The following is a 16,874-nucleotide window of genomic DNA, read 5'->3' on the forward strand; positions in this document are numbered from 1 at the left end:
GTAGAGTTATATAGATAGAGACCGAAGCCGAAGGCAGATACCCTTTTTTTAAGAAAAATATTTTTACTCCTTAATTAAGTGTCATGCAGACATAATTCAGGTGGAATGCAAAAAAGGAAAGGTTGGGTTATTTGCGAAGGGTGGAAACGTGTTGGGCCGCTGCGATACCAAGGCAGGTAAGTGTAATGATTGTCAACGCAATAGTACCGTTGGTAGAACGCAGATTTTTCAAGGCTTTTTGAAGCAGGTTAGAAACTGCCTGGGGACTGATTTGCATAATATCAGCAATTTCATCCCGGCTCAGATTCTCAAAAAATTTGAGGTATATAATTTCTTTTTGCCTTTTGGGCAAAGCTGTAATTAAGTGATTGATTTTATGGGCAATAATCTTCGACTCTTCCTGTTGTATTAAAGTGTGTTCGATAGAAAATTCAAAATCAAATCCGGGCGATTCGTTGTCGGTGAAAGAAACAATGGGGATTTTTTTTGTGAGCCTGGCTTTTCTGTGTATCATTCTTCGCAGGGAAGAAAATAAGTACGACTTAAGATTGAGCGGGGTACTCAGGAAGTCCCTTCTTTGCCATATGCCAATGAAAAGGTTCTGAATGCAGTCTTCTACAAGGGCCCGGTCTTCGGTAAACCGTATACCATAATTATACAGGGCATCCATGTAAAGATCCATAAGGCTGGCAAGAGCGGTATTATCGCCTTGCATCATTAACTGCCAAAGATGATTATCGTCTTTGGGGGCAAAGTCTATTTGTCTGATTATGGCCAATGCAGTTCGTTCTGGTTAAAGTTTCAGATGGGTAACCTGGTTAAATATTACGCTACTTTATCAAATATAAGGACATAAGACCTGAAGAAGTGTAAATAGTTTAAAATGTATTTTCAACAAATAAATAAAAACCCTGATTGCGCGTTTACCAAAATTGAAAATTTGAGGGGTTGTGAAAGCTTCAATTGTTTGATTATCATATAATAATTAAATTGGCTTATTATAAGTATAATATATAAATCCCAGGGCTTCTTTAAATGACATCCACTGATGTTTAACGGTCTACGAAAAATGCCCCGCCTTATAAGCTTCCACATATTCCCGGTAATCTTTTTTTACCTGCTGTGCATATTGATGGGCATAATCAATAATTGGTTTGATCCAGTGAGATTCGTTACCGAATGCAATCAGTTCATCGGCATTGGCAGCGCCCTGGCGGCCTGAGCTTCTAAGCTGGGCAGAGGCTGTAAGCATAGCCATATTTTCTATTACCTGCTCTATATCGGTATACCTGTTGGCAAGCGTGGTGAAATTGATCTTATCGGCTGTTGGCTGCATTTCTTTTATAACATACGATTCGTTGTTGAAATTGGCAGTGCCCAGCAATGCCGGTGAAATATTTTGCATCCGTTCCTGTATGGCCACCACACGTGCTGCTTCGTTTGCCCATGCAGGTTGATCAATGGGCAACCATGATTGAATAACAGCCGGTAGCGACTGTTTCATATCCATCAGCAGAAATTTTCCGTTCGAGTCTTTTTTTTCTACTAAAAAAATATATCGCTTTACGCCAATGCTTCCTGTTCCGGCAATACGAAACCCCGCATCGATAACTTGATAGCGCTTATTATGATTGGCCCGTTCCGTTAACCAACTGTTTAGGTGATCGCACAATGCCGGCTTTAATTGTTTATCAATTTTAAACAAACGTTTTTGATCTATGCGCAGCATCAGCCTGCCATCTTTTTTTATGGCGCGTTCACGGATCAGTTCTTTTTGTTTGCGCTTGCATACTTTGTCGAGAAAGGTTTTTACAATGCCGCTGGCTGTTTGTGGTTCAATGTAGCGGGCGCGGCCTTTGCTGAGGGTAGTAGCATAGGTTTTTAAAAACAGGTTGCCCAAAGCGATCATCTCCTTCCCGTCTGCATCCATTGTTGCCAGCGCAACAAAAATGCTGTTTACCATGCGAACCAGCTCCCAGGCAGCGGGAGCGAGGGCGCCTTCATCAAAATCGTTGAGATCGAAATACACAAGCCGGTTATCACCCTTATAACTGCCAAAATTTTCAAGGTGCAAATCGCCGCAAATCCAGGTAAGTGGCGAAGCGGGCAAAACAGCGGCTTTTGAAAGGTCTTCATAAAACAGGTGAGCCGTTCCTCTGAAAAAACAAAATGGATTGTTGGCCATTACCCCGTATTTGATGGCTGTATAGGTTGGAATTCTGTTGTTGTTGAATTGAAGTATACGGTCTGCTACAAACACCAGGAATAGTTTTGGAGTAAGATACAGCATTTTTAAGTCCTTTTTTATTAGGTTTGCAAGGCCATTGGGCATTAACTTATTGATAACAAAGAAGAAGTATAAATTACTTCGGCAAAACCTTTTAAAAAGAAAAACATCACGGTTATGAAAAAATTTATTTTAGCTGCAGGTCTTTTATTGGGTATGGTTGGATTCAGCGTAGCACAAACAGCCCCCGCCAAAAAAGAACCCGCCAAAAAAGAAGTAAAACAAACTGCACCTGCTAAAAAACAGGAAGCTGCTCCCACCAAAAAAAATGGTACGCCCGACATGCGTTACAAAGCAAATAAAGCAGCGGCAGATACGACCAAAAAGATGAAAAAAAACGGTACGCCCGATATGCGCTATAAAGCAAACAAAAAGAAAAGTTAACGCCTGGTACATTTTGCCATCTGATAAAGATTATTAAAAGTCCCGCCGAATAAGGCGGGATTTTTATTAGCGGTCTGCAGCATGGATAATCATGGCGTACCTTTGTTTTCTTTTCACTTTGTACCATGGACGCAGAAAATGCCGGTAGCAAAACTTATCGTAAAATCATTCATATTGATATGGATGCATTTTATGCTTCTGTTGAGCAAAGAGATAATCCAGATTACCGGGGAAAAGCCATAGCCGTGGGCGGTTCGCCCGAAGGCCGGGGCGGGGTAGTGGCTACAGCCAGTTACGAAGCGAGAAAATATGGTGTGCGATCGGCCATGCCTTCAAAAAAAGCTTTGCAGCTTTGTCCGGGTATAATCTTTATCAGACCCCGGTTTGATGTGTATAAACAGGTGTCGGCACAGATCAGGGAAATTTTTCATAGGTATACAGATATTATTGAACCGCTTTCTTTGGATGAAGCCTACCTCGATGTAACAACCGATAAGCAAGGCATTGGTTCGGCCATTGATATTGCCAAAAAAATTAAAGAAGCTATTAAAGAAGAGGTAGGGTTAACTGCTTCTGCAGGCATTTCGATCAATAAGTTTGTTGCAAAGATCGCTTCCGACATGAACAAGCCCAACGGACTAACTTTTATAGGTCCTTCGAAAATTGAATCGTTTGTCGAAAATCTTCCGGTGGAAAAATTTTTTGGCGTGGGCAAGGTAACGGCACAAAAGATGAAGGGCTTGAACCTGCATACAGGGGCCGATTTAAAAAAGTTGTCAGAGGCCGACATGATCAGGCATTTTGGCAAAGTGGGCAGCTTTTATTTTAAAATTGTTCGGGGCAATGACGACAGACCTGTTGAACCCAACCAGGAAACCAAATCGGTGGGTGCCGAAGATACTTTTGCGCACGACCTTACGGATATACATGAAATGAATTCGGAGCTGGTTAAAATTGCACAGGTGGTTCACAATCGCCTGGCAAAATATCAGTTAAAAGGCAGAACCATTACTATAAAAATAAAATTCAGCGATTTTAAACAGATCACCCGCAGCAGATCGTTTCAGCAACCACTCAATGATGTGGAAACAATTACAACTACAGCAACAGAATTGCTCGCAGCAACCGATCTCACCGATAAAAAAATACGGTTGCTGGGTATAACGCTTTCGAATTTTTCGCAGCAATCAGGTAATGAAAATGCGTCGGGGCAACTGGCGCTTTTTGATAAATAGCGCGCAGTGAAGCGAAATAGATAACATGTTCGGCGAAATAGCACACATTGACTTCGATGTAGAGCACATTGCCCCCGATGTAGATAACATGAGCGGCGAAATTGATAACGTTGCCCTCAAAGTAGCACACATTTCCTTCGATGTAGCGCATATTTCCTTCGATATAGATAACATGAACGGCGAAATTGATAACATTGCCCGCGAAATAGCGCACATTTTTTAAAATGTGCACTATTTTTAAGCGCTGCGTGTCAACTTTTTGTTTTTTGTTTACAACATTGCCGGTTTGTGTGCATACATTGAAGCAAATGTGCGCTACAATGCCGCCTTGCGTTCAAACAATGCCGCCTTGCATACCTGCATTCGCATTTTTGTGATTTACATTTATGATTTTATTTGCTACAATTATAATTTGTGCCCTACAATGCACTTTTATGTTTAAACAATACCGGTTTGCATATAAACATGAATGTTGCAGGGAGTTGCATGAAGTTGGGCTGGCGTTGCTTTTTTAAATTACGTATTGCAAAGCGAACGTTCTTTAGGGAACAAAACGTCATTTATTTATCAGCCAGCTCAATCCACACGGGTGCATGGTCGCTTGTTTTTTCCCAGCCGCGAACATGACGGTCAACACCGGCGGCATTGAGGCGTTTGGCAATTTTTGGGCTCAGTAAAAAATGGTCGATGCGTAAACCGGCATCGCGGCCATAGGCATTGCGGAAGTAGTCCCAAAACGTATATATCTTTTCTTTCGGGTATAGTTTCCTGATAGCATCTGTCCAGCCCTGTTTCACAAGCGTTGCAAAAGCTTCGCGTACTTCTGGTCTGAACAACGCATCATCAACCCAGCGCTCGGGTTTATAAACATCCAGATCGGTAGGCATTACATTAAAGTCGCCGGTAAGTATCACAGGCATTTTCGATGCAAGCAATTCAGCAGCATGCAATGTAAGGCGCTGGAACCACTTCAATTTATAATCGAACTTAGGACCGGGTGCGGGATTGCCATTGGGCAAATACAAACAACCGATCACAAAATCATGCACCGTGGCTTCAATATAACGGCTGTGTATATCTTCAGGATCGCCCGGAAGCACCCGCCTGATTTCCTGTGGTTGAGCTCCGCGCGCCAGAATAGCTACGCCATTCCAGCTTTTTTGTCCGTGCCATAGGGCATTATAACCTGCATCCAGAATTGCTTTTTCAGGAAACTTTTCGGGTGGCGCTTTTAGCTCCTGCAGGCAAACAACATCGGGCTTTGCTTCATTGAGCCAGCGAAGCAACACCTGCAGGCGTCCGTTCACGCCATTCACATTATAGGTAGCTATTTTCATAACAAAGTGGATCTGAACTAAAAATGTTTTCTAACCCTTCTTCTTCAAATCAATATTTATTTTATTTGAAAGTTACTGCAAATTTTGCTTTAACTTATATCTATTCACCTTCTTAAACCGACCATTGGTCAAACATATTGGGGGTAAGCAAATGGGGCGGGTAAGTTTGTAAAAAATCAACAACGTATGAGAAGCACACCTTTAATCATTGTATGTTTTTTGCTTATCCATAAATCCTTTTTATTTGGGCAAACTAACCGGGGGAAGGCCAAATACCAACCGAATGTCGAATGGCCTGCGTATGGTAATGATGCAGGCGGTACACGGTATTCGCCTTTACAACAGGTAAACGACCATAATGTATCGGCACTGAAGGTTGCATGGATATATCAAACCGGCGAATTAAAAACCTATGAAGGTACCAATGCCATAAAAAAGGCGGCTTTTGAAGCTACACCGTTAATGATCGGTGGCTCCCTGTATTTCAGTACGCCTTCTGCCAGGGTATTTTCATTGGATGCAACTACTGGTAAACAGCAATGGGTGTTTGATCCGAAAATAAACCTGCAGAAGGATTATTCAGAAATAACATCACGAGGGGTTTCGGCCTGGCCTGCCGGCGGCGTATCAGCAAAAAGAATTTTCATAGCCACTATTGATGGCCGCCTGATTGCGCTGGATGCAAAAACAGGCAAGCCTGTATTGTCATTTGCGAAGGGCGGTACTATAGATCTTAAAACAGGAGTAGGTAACGATATCAGCGTAACATCTCCACCTGCTATTATTGGAAATAGTGTAGTGGTTGGTTCTTCCCTTGGCGATAATCAACGTTTTGATTATTCACCCGGCACAGTGAGGGCTTATGATGTAATTATAGGTGCGTTAAAATGGAGCTGGGACCCCATTCCGCGCGACTCTGTTGATAAAGCGTGGCAAACCTGGAAGGGGCCGAAGGCCCACCAAACGGGAGCGGCCAATGCGTGGGCTGTACTATCTGCCGATGAAGCACGTGACCTTGTTTTTGTTCCCACCAGTTGTCCAAGCCCTGATTATTACGGAGGAGAGCGACGCGGGCAAAATTTATATGGTAATTCTATTGTGGCATTGCGTGCTTCAACCGGTAAAATGGTATGGTATTACCAGGTGGTTCATCATGATCTGTGGGACTATGATATTGCAGCGCAACCAATACTCTCTGAAATTAATAAAGATGGTAAAAAAATTCCGGTAGTAATGGTTGGAACCAAAATGGGCCATGTTTTTGTTTTGAATCGCGAAACCGGAATACCTGTATTCCCTGTTGAAGAGAGGTCTGTTCCCGCTTCTGACATAGCTGGTGAAGAAACTTTTGCGACCCAGCCATTTCCCGTATTGCCAAAACCGTTAGGTATTCAACGTATTTCTGAACAGGATGCCTGGGGCACAACAGATGCAGAGAAGGAAGATGCCCGGAAAAGAATAGCGCTGTTTGTTAATAAGGGTATTTTTACTCCGCCATCTTTCAAAGGTTCCATGATGACACCGGGAAATGCAGGTGGCATTCATTGGGGAGGTATGTGTTTCGATCCGAAAAACAATTTATTAATCACTAATATTAACCTATTGCCTGCCGTTATACGAATGTTTCCGCGCGAGCAAATGGCAGCCGCTGAAAGTGAGAACAAAGAATTGATAAGAGCTGAAACCGGCATGCAAACAGGAACGCCTTATATAATGAAGCGGGATTATCTTTTTACAATAGGAAGCAATGGTTTAATGATGCAAACAAAACCACCATGGGGCACTTTGATTGCTATAGATATGAATACAGGAGAAAAAAAATGGGAAGTACCATTGGGATATATGCTTGATCCCCAAAAATACCCCGGCGCTGAAAAGTGGGGCTCGCTGAATTTTGGTGGCGCTTTTGTAACGGCAGGTAACCTAATATTTGTAGCTGCTTCGCGCGATGGTCATTTACGCGCTTTCAATGCCCAAACCGGTGCTGAGCTTTGGAAATACTTATTACCTGCGGGTGGGCAGGCTACGCCTATGACCTATGCCATTAACGGAAAGCAATATATTGTTATAGCAGCCGGAGGCCATGGAAAGTTTTTTACAAAGCAGGGCGATTATGTAATTGCTTTTGCATTGCCCTAATTAAATTCCTTTTAACATTTACCGGTTGGCAAAGCCAAAAAAATCTTTTTAATTTAGGATTACCATTTCACATTCAAAATTGTGAAGGTCCTGTATGGACAGTTTCCGAAGGCCGCGTCCTTATTATTTCCTCATATTATTTTTTCTTTTTATCACTTCCTGTTCGAATAAGCAACACCGCCGTGTTGAACGCGCTTATTATTACTGGCGAAGCGGCGATGCTACTTCGAACGAACGTAAATTTTTAAAGCAACAGGCTATACAAAAATTGTATGTGCGGTTGCTCGATGTAGACTGGAGTGAAGTGCAGGGACCCATTCCTTTGAACGGGGCCGGCATAGAGGGCATGCAGTATGAGCTGGAGCGGTACGATACATTCCACGTACAAATGGTGCCGGTAGTATTTATTACCAATAAAACTTTTGAGCGAAGTAACGAAGGCGATATTCCGGTACTGGCAACGCGCCTTGTACGGCGTTGCCTGCCTTCATGGGATTCAACTGATATCAGGTATGAACAGAGCCATTGGGTGGGCAATTGGGGTGGCCCTGCACGGCCAAAAGAAATACAGTTTGATTGCGATTGGACGGTAACAACAGCGCCAAAGTATTTTCAGTTTTTGAAAGAAGTGAGGCATCTGATTCCTGATAGTATACAAATCTCCTCCACCATCAGGCTGCACCAGTATAAGAACTTCGATAAAACAGGAATACCCCCGGTTGATCGCGGCATGCTGATGGTATATAATATTTCTGATCCCAAACAGTATACACCCGGCCAATCGATATTCGAAGTCGACAAGGCAAAAGCTTATTTTACTGGTAAAAAGTATCCATTGCCATTGGATATTGCTTTGCCTGCGTGGTCGTGGTGCCTGATATACCGAAATAAACAATTTTACCAGATTGAGAATGGCCTTGGCGAAGCTGATCTGAAAGCACTTTCTTTTTTAAAACCGGCTGGTGATCACTTTTACAGGGTAATACAAGACACCGTATATCGCGATCTTTTTTTGCGGCCGGGTGACGAGATCAAGGCAGAAGGCATTGATGAAAAAAAATTGCAGCAGGCCGCTGATCTGGCTGCCAAAGCCGTGAATACCGACCACTTCACTGTATCGCTTTTTGAATTATCAGAAAACGAGTTCAAAAATTATAGCCATGAAACCCTTAACAAAGTGTATACTTCTTTCCGTTAGTGTGATAGCCATCATGCTACCAAAAAGAGCTGCCCGCGCCTGTGGCTTTGGTGCATCGCCGGGTGAATACCGGTTCTGGTTATTACAACCCGACCTTACCAATCAGCCCGATCTTACACCATTTTATTTCGCAACCACCTGGTTATATAAGCAGGATATAAATGCGGCCAGGGAATTATATCCCCAACAAAATAATCAGGAATGGTTCGATGTAATAAAAGGGAATGCAGCTAAAAAAGATATTGATACCTTATTAAACGGAACAGATCCGCAATATTATTTCGACAGGCAGCCACAGTTGGCAAAAGCAAACAGCTTTATGCGGTTTTTAATGAAACCGCATAACAGGGAATTGCTCCGGTATGTAACGCTAAGCAAGAAGGTTGAACAGGTGGCTGCCAACCCCGATCCCTGGGAAGAAGATAATTTTCCTAATAATAATATCAGCCGGGTGATCAAAGAAGCCGAAACGTTGTATGCTGAAACACATGCTCAATTTATAAAACTACGCACGGCTTTTCAACTGATGCGTTTATATGCCCGTAATGGCGAGCGGGAGTATGCTAACAGCATATATGATAGATGGATTGAACCGGTAAAAACAACAAGCTGGGTAAAAACTGCCGCTTTATATGAAAAGGCAGTCAATACAAACGGTTATGAAGGAAATTATTTACTGTCGAAAGTGTTTGATAATGGCGGATATCGTAAAACCCATTGCCTGGCAAGGTTCAATACAAAATGGCTCGACAGCACCCTGCTATTGGCCCGGAATAATCATGAACGAAATGTATTGAAGGCTATGACGGCGTTTAATTATTCGGGCAGAAGTTTGTATATAATTAAAGGTATTTATCGTTCTGAACCCGGTTATAATGAATTGCCATTTTTGTTGCTGAGAGAAATTAATAAGGTAGAAGACTGGCTGTTGACCAGCCGGGTAACCGGCTTTGGCATGCCGGCGGTTTACGGTACAGATTATTATGGCAATTACTCATACCTCAACAATATTGCCGGTAATTATAAAAAAGACCAGGCCTATGCGAAAGAGCTGTATAATTTTTTGCTGCAAATGATAAGCGATCAAAAAAGCAGCCAGCCTGCTTTATTGCATTTGTATGCTGCACACCTGTGTTTAATAAATGAAGATTATACCGGTTCTGCCAGGCACCTGCAGCAGGCGAAAGCCATTAAAGGACTTCCGCGCAATGTACAAACACAAATAGCTATCAATACCTACCTGCTTCACCTCGAAAATAGGTTTGACAAATCAACCGAAAATGAGTTCATGCATATTATTAAATCAAACGATCGCCGGCTGGGAATTTATGATCCTGATATTATGAAAAATCAACTGGTGTTATATTCTGCCCGTAAAATGATACGAAAGGGTGATCGCGCAAGAGGACTGATGTTATTAAGCAGAACCAATCGCGCCATTGATATGTTGCCTGGTGTTGGTTATAAAGGATTGTACCAGGAAATTGAGGATGTAGCTGAGGAAAAAGACTATGACCAGATGTTGCAGGTGTTGCATAAAACTAAAAAGAGTGCATTTGAACAGTTTATTACCATCAGCCATTTTCGTTCGCCCTTAGAGAATTATAATGATATAAACCAGGATATGTGGAGTGACAACAAGTTACGCGATTGCAAAGCCGGCTGGTACATTCGCCATCACCGGTTAGAAGATGCATTGGCAACCCTGCAACAAATTCCAGATAGCTTTTTTACGGCATATCCTTATGATCCTTATCTGGGCGGCGATGCTTTTTTTCTGAATATAAATGACCAGCATACAGCAGCCAAAGAAGATAAACGATCGCTTAATAAAAAGCAGGTAATTGAAGAAATGATAAAACTGCAGCAATTGGCAACAAAAGATAAGCGCAAGGCGGCAGCCTGTTATTATCAGTTAGCCAATGCATGGTATAATATGACCTGGCATGGTAAAAACTGGCTGATGGTACGGCAATGGTGGTCGTGTGCTGAACCAGACTATGATAACCTGATGCTAAAAGATAAACAGTTTTATGATGATTATTATGGTTGTAAGCAGGCAAAACAATTTTACCTGAAAGCCATGGAGGCAACAAAAGATAAAAAGCTGGCAGCCCTTTGTTTTTATATGACTCAGCAGTGTGAAAGAAACAACAGGGAATACAGGAACGCATTTAAAAGTAGCCGGTGGTATGATGGAGTTATTAAAGACCCGCAATGGCCGAATTATTTAGGCGCCGCCCGGAAAGGAATAGATATGTCGTATTATAAATCGCTCGTAAAAGAATGTGAGTTGTACAGCAGCTTCATTAAACAATACGATAAACGCCCATGGGCTACAAATTAATACACCTGTTTGTAGCAATATCATTATCTTCATACAAACCATGATAATGAAAAAAGTATTTCATCTTACAATAATTACAATTTGTTTACTGTGCTATACAGGTTTTGCACAGGCACAATCAAAAGGATGGATATCGTTGTTCGACGGTAAATCGCTCAACAACTGGAAGGTGGGTAAAAACGCCGGTACTTTTACAATTGAAAATGGAACAATTGTAGCACATGGCGAAACAGCCCACTTATTTTACGACGGACCGGTGAATAACCATGAGTTTAAAAATTTTCATTTTAAGGCCCAGGTGATGACAACCCCCGGCTCCAATTCAGGCATTTATTTTCATACTGTTTATCAGGAAGAAGGATGGCCCGCGAAAGGCTATGAAGCGCAGGTAAATAACTCGCATACCGACTGGCGCCGTACCGGTAGTTTATATGCAGTTGAAGACGTAAAAGATGTACTGGTGAAAGATAATGTATGGTTTACCGAAGAAATTATTGTTCAGGGTAAACACATAACTATAAAGGTGAACGGCAAAACAGTGGTAAACTATACCGAGCCCGATAACGTGCCACGGCCTGCCGATATGAAAGGCCGGCTATTAGATAAAGGAACTTTTGCTTTACAGGGCCATGATCCCAACAGTAAAGTATATTTTAAAAACCTGATGGTAAAAGTGTTGCCTGATTAACCCTGATATTTCTCTCCGAAAGTTCCAGCCCCTTTACTTTTAATTAATTCAGCCAACCACGGCTGTTGCTAAACCTGATTTGCACTCCGGCATTTTCGGGATAATATTATTTTTGCAAAAAAAAGCTAAACTATTTCAGCTTCTATTTGCCTGTACCAATATGCAACAGCAACAGTTAAGTGATGCAGAACTTTTACAGTTTATAAAGCAAGATGATACTGCTGCATTTAAAATACTGTACGACCGGTATTGGGAAAGCCTGTATGTAAAATCCTGCAAACGGGTTAATAAAGACGAAGCAAAAGATATGGTGCAGGAAGTGATGACTACCCTGTGGCGCAGGCGTAAAGAAATAGTTACACAAGACGATGGCAGTATAGGCCGTTATTTGCATACGGCCATAAAATACCGTGTGATAAGCCACTATGCCTTCACGGCCGCTGAAATACGTAACAACAACTTATTTGATGTATTGGAAAGTGACGTATATGTAAATACTATTGAAACCAGGGAGCTGAGCGAATTGCTTGAGAAAGCAATAAATAGTCTGCCGGCACGGATGCAGCAGATTTTCAGAATGAGTAGAGAAGATGATTGTTCCATTGCCGATATTGCCCGGCAACTAAACCTGAGTGAACAAACCATTAAAAACCAGCTAACCGGGGCGCTCAAAAGGATCAGGGAGTGGGTGAAATCAAACGACTATGGCGACTGGATGTTTCTCGTCATCCTTTTATACTATTCTTCCAACTGATACGGCAGTGGAATAAAACCTTCACATACTGCATTTTAGCTTTTAATACTGCTGACCGGCGACCGGCTGTTTCCTGGCCGTAAAATTTTTTTTCATTTCGAATAGTACCAACCCTCAATTTTTAAGATACATAATAAAATACTGTCGTCTGGAGCATAGGAACATAAAACAAATTCTGCAAAAATACCTTACCGGCCACGTGAGGCAGGAAGAAGCAACAGTCGTTGATAACTGGTATGATGCTTTTGAACAGGAAACACCTGTTCCTTTAACCGATTTGGAAAGAGAAACTACCAGGCAGCAGATCTGGGAAAAAATAGTCCCTGATCTGGTTGTTGAAAAAAAGCTGCGGCGAATACCCATGTACGCAAAAGTAGCTTCCTGGGCTGCCATTGCAATAGGGACCGTATTGCTGTTGTTCGTGCTGAAAAACAATCTGTGGCAGCGTTCACAGGCTCCTGCCTTTATTGTCATTACTACAAAAAATGGCGAAAGAAAAACCGTTACTATAGCAGATGGCAGCCGGCTAACACTAAACGCCGGCACCATTCTGCACGTATACAACGATTTTTCGCACACGCGAACAATTGACCTTGTTGATGGCGAAGTATTTTTTGATGTGCACAGAGATGAAAAGCGACCCTTTCAGGTACATAGCAGCGGGTTAACCGTTACCGTACTCGGCACTTCCTTCAACATTTCATCGTATACAGGGCTAAAAAAGTTTAGCGCAGGTGTTGTAAGCGGCACCGTACGCGTACAAAAAGATACGGCTACGCTGAACGTTTTGCACAAATCGCAACAGCTTATTTATGATAAGGAGCAGCATACCTATACCACTACGGTAACCGATGAATCACTGCTGGCATGGCGCGATGGCAAAGTAATACTGAATGATGTATCGTTCAGCGAAATGGTTGTTATCATAAAAAAGAATTTTGGGATAGATGTGTTCACGAATGACAACCGGATTTTAAATACAAAATATACAACTGAACTGTTTACTTCAATGACATCTGATGAGGCCATAGAAGTACTCGCAGCCATTCATAACCTTACAATAAAAAAAATAAACAACCGGATCTATCTGTATCAGCAATAATTTTTTGACCCGTGTTTTAACCAACTAATAATTTATATCTATGAGAAAATTGCTTGTCATTCCCGTTATTTTATTACTAACCATTGTACCGGCCGGTATGTCTGTTTTTGCAGGCGAAAGCCAGTTGCTTAAATCAACCATTGTAACACTGAAATTTAAAGGAGGCACACTCAATGCCGCCATCACCGAAATACAAAAGATCACGCGACTGTCGTTTGCCTATGACAAACAATTGCTTGATTCGTATCAGGTAGCCCGTTTTTCGGTTCAAAAGCAAACACTTGAAAATGTGTTGCAGCAATTGTTGCAAAACAAATCGTTAAGCTTTCGTGAAGTGAACCGGATCGTTGTTATCAGCAAAAAACAAACAACCGACGATCAACCCGCAGAGCGGGTTGTTAAAAAAGAAAAATCAATATCGGGTACAGTAACTGATGAAAATAACAAACCGCTTGCCGGGGTAACGGTTGGTGTTGGCGCCACTTCAACGATGACCTCAACAGATGCCACGGGGCGGTTTAAGATATTGGTAGAAAACGAAGATGCCGTGCTTATTTTTAGCTACATCGGCTATGGCAGTGAACAAATACCTGTTGCCGGTAAAACTATCATTAATGTACAGTTGAAACCCGGTATGAACAAAGAAATGGCCGAAGTGGCGGTGGTAGGTTTTGGTGCACAACGAAAGGTAAGCCTGGTAGGCGCACAGTCGACTGTAAATGTGGCTGAGCTGCAACAACCTGTTGGTAATGTAACTACCATGCTGGCCGGCCGTGTATCGGGCGTTGTGGGCGTACAGCGTTCGGGCGAACCGGGCAAAAGCGGTGCCGACATCTGGATCCGTGGCATCGCCACTTTTGGCGGTAACTCTTCTTCCCCGCTTATTCTGATAGATGGCGTAGAGCGCAGCATTAATAATATCGACCCCGAAGATATTGAATCGTTTACCATATTGAAAGATGCGTCGGGCACTGCCGTATATGGCGTTCGTGGCGCCAATGGCGTTATTATTGTTAAAACAAAATCGGGTAAAATAGGTAAACCACAGATATTTTTCGATTATAACGAAGGGGTGAACATGTTTACCAAAACCCCCGAAATGCTCGACGGCATTTCGTATATGAACCTTGTGAACGAAGCCAGAACCACCCGTAATCAAAGCCCGCTGTATTCGGATGATTACATCAATAAAACGAAAGCGGGAACCGAACCTTTGCTGTACCCGAATGTTGACTGGATGGACGCGGTGTTCAATAAGTTCGGTCATACGCGTAAAGCCAATCTCAATGCAAGCGGCGGCGTGGATAACGCCCAATACTACGTATCACTGGCTTACTTCAATGAAAGCAGCTTTTTGAAAACAGATAATATTGAACAATATAACTCATCATTAAAATACAACCGGTATAATGTTACAACCCGGCTAAACCTTAAACTTACCCGCACAACAAAATTAGATGTAGGGCTGCAGGGCTTTTTCTCAGGTAGGAACGCGCCTGCGTTAGACCCTTCGGATATATTTACCAGCGCTATGGCCATTCCGCCGGTTGCTTATCCCATCATGTATCCGGGAGGGTATGTGCCCGGCGTTGCCCCCAATGGCGGTTCACGAAATCCCTATGCTGATCTTACTACCCGCGGATATAAAAATGAATTTAAAAACCAGTTGTATTCGAACCTGCGTATAACACAGGACCTAAACTATTTTGTAAAAGGCTTAAGCGCTTCGGCCATGTTTGCTTTTGATAGTTACCATGAAGATACTATCAACAGATCCAAAAGAAAAGATACGTGGATGGTCGATCTTAGCAATCCGTATAAGGCAGATGGCACATTGAATTTACAACGTACCTGGACCACCAACCAGCCATACCTTGGGTATGATAGGAAAAATGGCGGTAACCGTCACTTTTATACCGAAGCATCTTTATACTACGACAGAACATTTGGCCGGCACCGGGTAAGCGGTTTGGGATTGTTTTATTCAAGCGATAAGACAAATGCCTTTGCCCTCGATTTTACCGGTTCCATTCCCGAGAGAACGGTGGGGCTGGCAGGAAGAACTACCTACTCCTATGATGACCGTTACTTTGCAGAATTTAATTTCGGTTATAACGGATCTGAATTGTTTGCACCTGAAAACCGGTTCGGCTTTTTTCCTGCTATTGGTGTCGGTTGGGTAGCATCGAATGAACGTTTTTTTGAACCGTTCAAAAACGTAGTCTCATTTCTGAAATTCAGGTATTCAAATGGTAATACAGGTCTGGGGCTTATCAATGGCCGGCGGTTTGCGTACCTCACCATTGTATCGGATGGGGCGCAGGGATACGATTTCGGAAGAAATGGTACTACCAATTCAGGCGGCATCACTGTTACTGATTATGCCACCAATGTAAAATGGAGTGAATCGAACAAACAGGACCTAGGTGTTGAAATTAAATTCCTGAACGACCATCTGTCGTTAATGGTAGATGTTTTTAAAGAACACCGCACCGGAATATTTCTGCAACGGCAATCTTCGGTGATCTTTATGGGATTGCAAAAACCGTTATGGGGCAATCTGGGTATTGTCGATAACAAAGGTATCGACGCCACACTCGACTACAATACACGTATAGGGGCCGTTACACTGAATGTGCGTGGCAACTTTACCTTCAACAAGGATAAACTGATAGAAGATGATATGCTGCCGCAGGCCTACCCCTGGATGGATCATAAAGGAAATAACGTTCTGGCGCGTTATGGTTATGTTGCCGAAAAATTATTTAAAGACCAGAAAGAGATAGATGATAACCCCGTGCCCGGCGACAGATCGAAAGTACTGCCCGGCGATATCAAATATAAAGACCTTAATGGCGATGGTGTAATTGACGCCTTTGATCAAACAAAGATCGGCAGGGGAGATGTTCCGTCACTGGTATATGGATTTGGATTTAACGTTAGTTATAAAAACTTTTCTGTTGGCGCCTTATTTCAGGGTATCGATAATGCCGACAGAATGTTAAGAGGCTCCGCCATTTTGCCTTTTAATAGTACCGATGGTTCCAATGCATTTGCTATTGCAGCCGACAGATGGACAGAGCAAAACCCGAATCCCCATTCATTTTATCCACGGCTGGGTTATGGCAGCGATATGAATGCCAACAATACCCTGGCCAGTTCGTGGTGGGTAAAAGATGTAAGCTTTATGCGATTGAAAACGGCACAGATAGCTTATAATCTGCCTTCTTCTTTATTGAACAGGGTAAGCGTTAAAAATTCTTCTGTGTACCTGCAGGGCATCAACCTGCTTACTTTCAGCAAATTTAAGCTGTGGGATCCCGAACTGAATACCGATAACGGCACCTCGTATCCCAATGTGCGGGTAATTGCTATGGGCGTGAACCTGAAATTCTAATCGTTA

Annotated in this window: 13 protein-coding genes; 10 read left to right on the forward strand and 3 right to left on the reverse strand. The window is 42.6% G+C overall.

Annotated elements, in window-relative coordinates:
• Positions 1-127 precede the first annotated feature (127 nt).
• Both AC59IL_RS06120 and AC59IL_RS06125 read right to left on the reverse strand, forming a co-directional pair.
• Positions 128-778 carry an RNA polymerase sigma factor gene (locus AC59IL_RS06120; RefSeq protein WP_496551214.1) on the reverse strand — a complete coding sequence of 217 codons (651 nt, stop codon included), beginning with the start codon at positions 776-778 and terminating at the stop codon, positions 128-130.
• A 282-nt stretch (positions 779-1,060) separates the two neighbouring features.
• Positions 1,061-2,290, reverse strand: a complete 1,230-nt coding sequence (locus AC59IL_RS06125) for a DUF2252 domain-containing protein (RefSeq protein ID WP_496551215.1) — start codon at positions 2,288-2,290, stop codon at positions 1,061-1,063.
• A gap of 114 nt (positions 2,291-2,404) precedes the next feature.
• Between AC59IL_RS06125 and AC59IL_RS06130 the strand changes: the two genes are divergently transcribed.
• The 3 genes from AC59IL_RS06130 to AC59IL_RS06140 all read left to right on the forward strand — a co-directional run bounded on the left by AC59IL_RS06130 (position 2,405) and on the right by AC59IL_RS06140 (position 4,129).
• Positions 2,405-2,671 carry a hypothetical protein gene (locus AC59IL_RS06130; RefSeq protein WP_496551216.1) on the forward strand — a complete coding sequence of 89 codons (267 nt, stop codon included), beginning with the start codon at positions 2,405-2,407 and terminating at the stop codon, positions 2,669-2,671.
• A 125-nt stretch (positions 2,672-2,796) separates the two neighbouring features.
• Complete coding sequence (dinB, locus tag AC59IL_RS06135; protein ID WP_496551217.1) at positions 2,797-3,906, forward strand: DNA polymerase IV; 1,110 nt, start codon at positions 2,797-2,799, stop codon at positions 3,904-3,906.
• Between the two features lie 25 nt (positions 3,907-3,931).
• Positions 3,932-4,129 carry a hypothetical protein gene (locus AC59IL_RS06140; protein ID WP_496551218.1) on the forward strand — a complete coding sequence of 66 codons (198 nt, stop codon included), beginning with the start codon at positions 3,932-3,934 and terminating at the stop codon, positions 4,127-4,129.
• Between the two features lie 337 nt (positions 4,130-4,466).
• Here AC59IL_RS06140 and xth read toward each other — a convergent pair whose 3' ends face one another.
• Positions 4,467-5,243 carry an exodeoxyribonuclease III gene (xth, locus tag AC59IL_RS06145; protein WP_496551219.1) on the reverse strand — a complete coding sequence of 259 codons (777 nt, stop codon included), beginning with the start codon at positions 5,241-5,243 and terminating at the stop codon, positions 4,467-4,469.
• Positions 5,244-5,429: 186 nt separating this feature from the next.
• On the opposite strand from xth, the gene AC59IL_RS06150 reads away from it, so the two are divergent.
• From AC59IL_RS06150 to AC59IL_RS06180, 7 genes are all read left to right on the forward strand, one after another.
• Positions 5,430-7,382 carry a pyrroloquinoline quinone-dependent dehydrogenase gene (locus AC59IL_RS06150; RefSeq protein ID WP_496551220.1) on the forward strand — a complete coding sequence of 651 codons (1,953 nt, stop codon included), beginning with the start codon at positions 5,430-5,432 and terminating at the stop codon, positions 7,380-7,382.
• A gap of 94 nt (positions 7,383-7,476) precedes the next feature.
• A complete protein-coding gene (locus AC59IL_RS06155) occupies positions 7,477-8,580 on the forward strand; it encodes a hypothetical protein (RefSeq protein ID WP_496551221.1) in 1,104 nt (367 codons plus the stop codon).
• Positions 8,543-10,927, forward strand: a complete 2,385-nt coding sequence (locus tag AC59IL_RS06160; RefSeq protein WP_496551222.1) for a hypothetical protein — start codon at positions 8,543-8,545, stop codon at positions 10,925-10,927. The genes AC59IL_RS06155 and AC59IL_RS06160 overlap by 38 nt, the downstream gene beginning before the upstream one ends.
• A 46-nt stretch (positions 10,928-10,973) precedes the next feature.
• Entirely contained in the window at positions 10,974-11,615 is a 642-nt protein-coding gene (locus AC59IL_RS06165; protein WP_496551223.1) for a 3-keto-disaccharide hydrolase, read from the forward strand.
• 112 nt (positions 11,616-11,727) lie between these two features.
• Positions 11,728-12,369 (forward strand): RNA polymerase sigma factor, encoded by a 642-nt coding sequence (locus AC59IL_RS06170; RefSeq protein WP_496551224.1) that lies wholly within the window; start codon positions 11,728-11,730, stop codon positions 12,367-12,369.
• A gap of 199 nt (positions 12,370-12,568) precedes the next feature.
• Entirely contained in the window at positions 12,569-13,471 is a 903-nt protein-coding gene (locus tag AC59IL_RS06175) for a FecR family protein (protein WP_496551225.1), read from the forward strand.
• 40 nt (positions 13,472-13,511) lie between these two features.
• Positions 13,512-16,868, forward strand: coding sequence for a TonB-dependent receptor (locus AC59IL_RS06180; RefSeq protein WP_496551226.1), 3,357 nt, complete (start codon positions 13,512-13,514; stop codon positions 16,866-16,868).
• The last annotated feature ends 6 nt before the right edge of the window (positions 16,869-16,874 follow it).

It is taken from the genome of Niastella sp. sgz303648, from assembly GCF_059587045.1.

Excerpts from the sequence above, each read along its gene's own strand:
- AC59IL_RS06125 (WP_496551215.1), bottom strand. The coding sequence starts at position 2,290 with ATGCTGTATCTTACTCCAAAACTATTCCTGGTGTTTGTAGCAGACCGT.
- AC59IL_RS06130 (WP_496551216.1), top strand. The coding sequence starts at position 2,405 with ATGAAAAAATTTATTTTAGCTGCAGGTCTTTTATTGGGTATGGTTGGA.
- dinB (WP_496551217.1), top strand. The coding sequence starts at position 2,797 with ATGGACGCAGAAAATGCCGGTAGCAAAACTTATCGTAAAATCATTCAT.
- AC59IL_RS06140 (WP_496551218.1), top strand. The coding sequence starts at position 3,932 with ATGTTCGGCGAAATAGCACACATTGACTTCGATGTAGAGCACATTGCC.
- xth (WP_496551219.1), bottom strand. The coding sequence starts at position 5,243 with ATGAAAATAGCTACCTATAATGTGAATGGCGTGAACGGACGCCTGCAG.
- AC59IL_RS06150 (WP_496551220.1), top strand. The coding sequence starts at position 5,430 with ATGAGAAGCACACCTTTAATCATTGTATGTTTTTTGCTTATCCATAAA.
- AC59IL_RS06155 (WP_496551221.1), top strand. The coding sequence starts at position 7,477 with ATGGACAGTTTCCGAAGGCCGCGTCCTTATTATTTCCTCATATTATTT.
- AC59IL_RS06160 (WP_496551222.1), top strand. The coding sequence starts at position 8,543 with ATGAAACCCTTAACAAAGTGTATACTTCTTTCCGTTAGTGTGATAGCC.
- AC59IL_RS06165 (WP_496551223.1), top strand. The coding sequence starts at position 10,974 with ATGAAAAAAGTATTTCATCTTACAATAATTACAATTTGTTTACTGTGC.
- AC59IL_RS06180 (WP_496551226.1), top strand. The coding sequence starts at position 13,512 with ATGAGAAAATTGCTTGTCATTCCCGTTATTTTATTACTAACCATTGTA.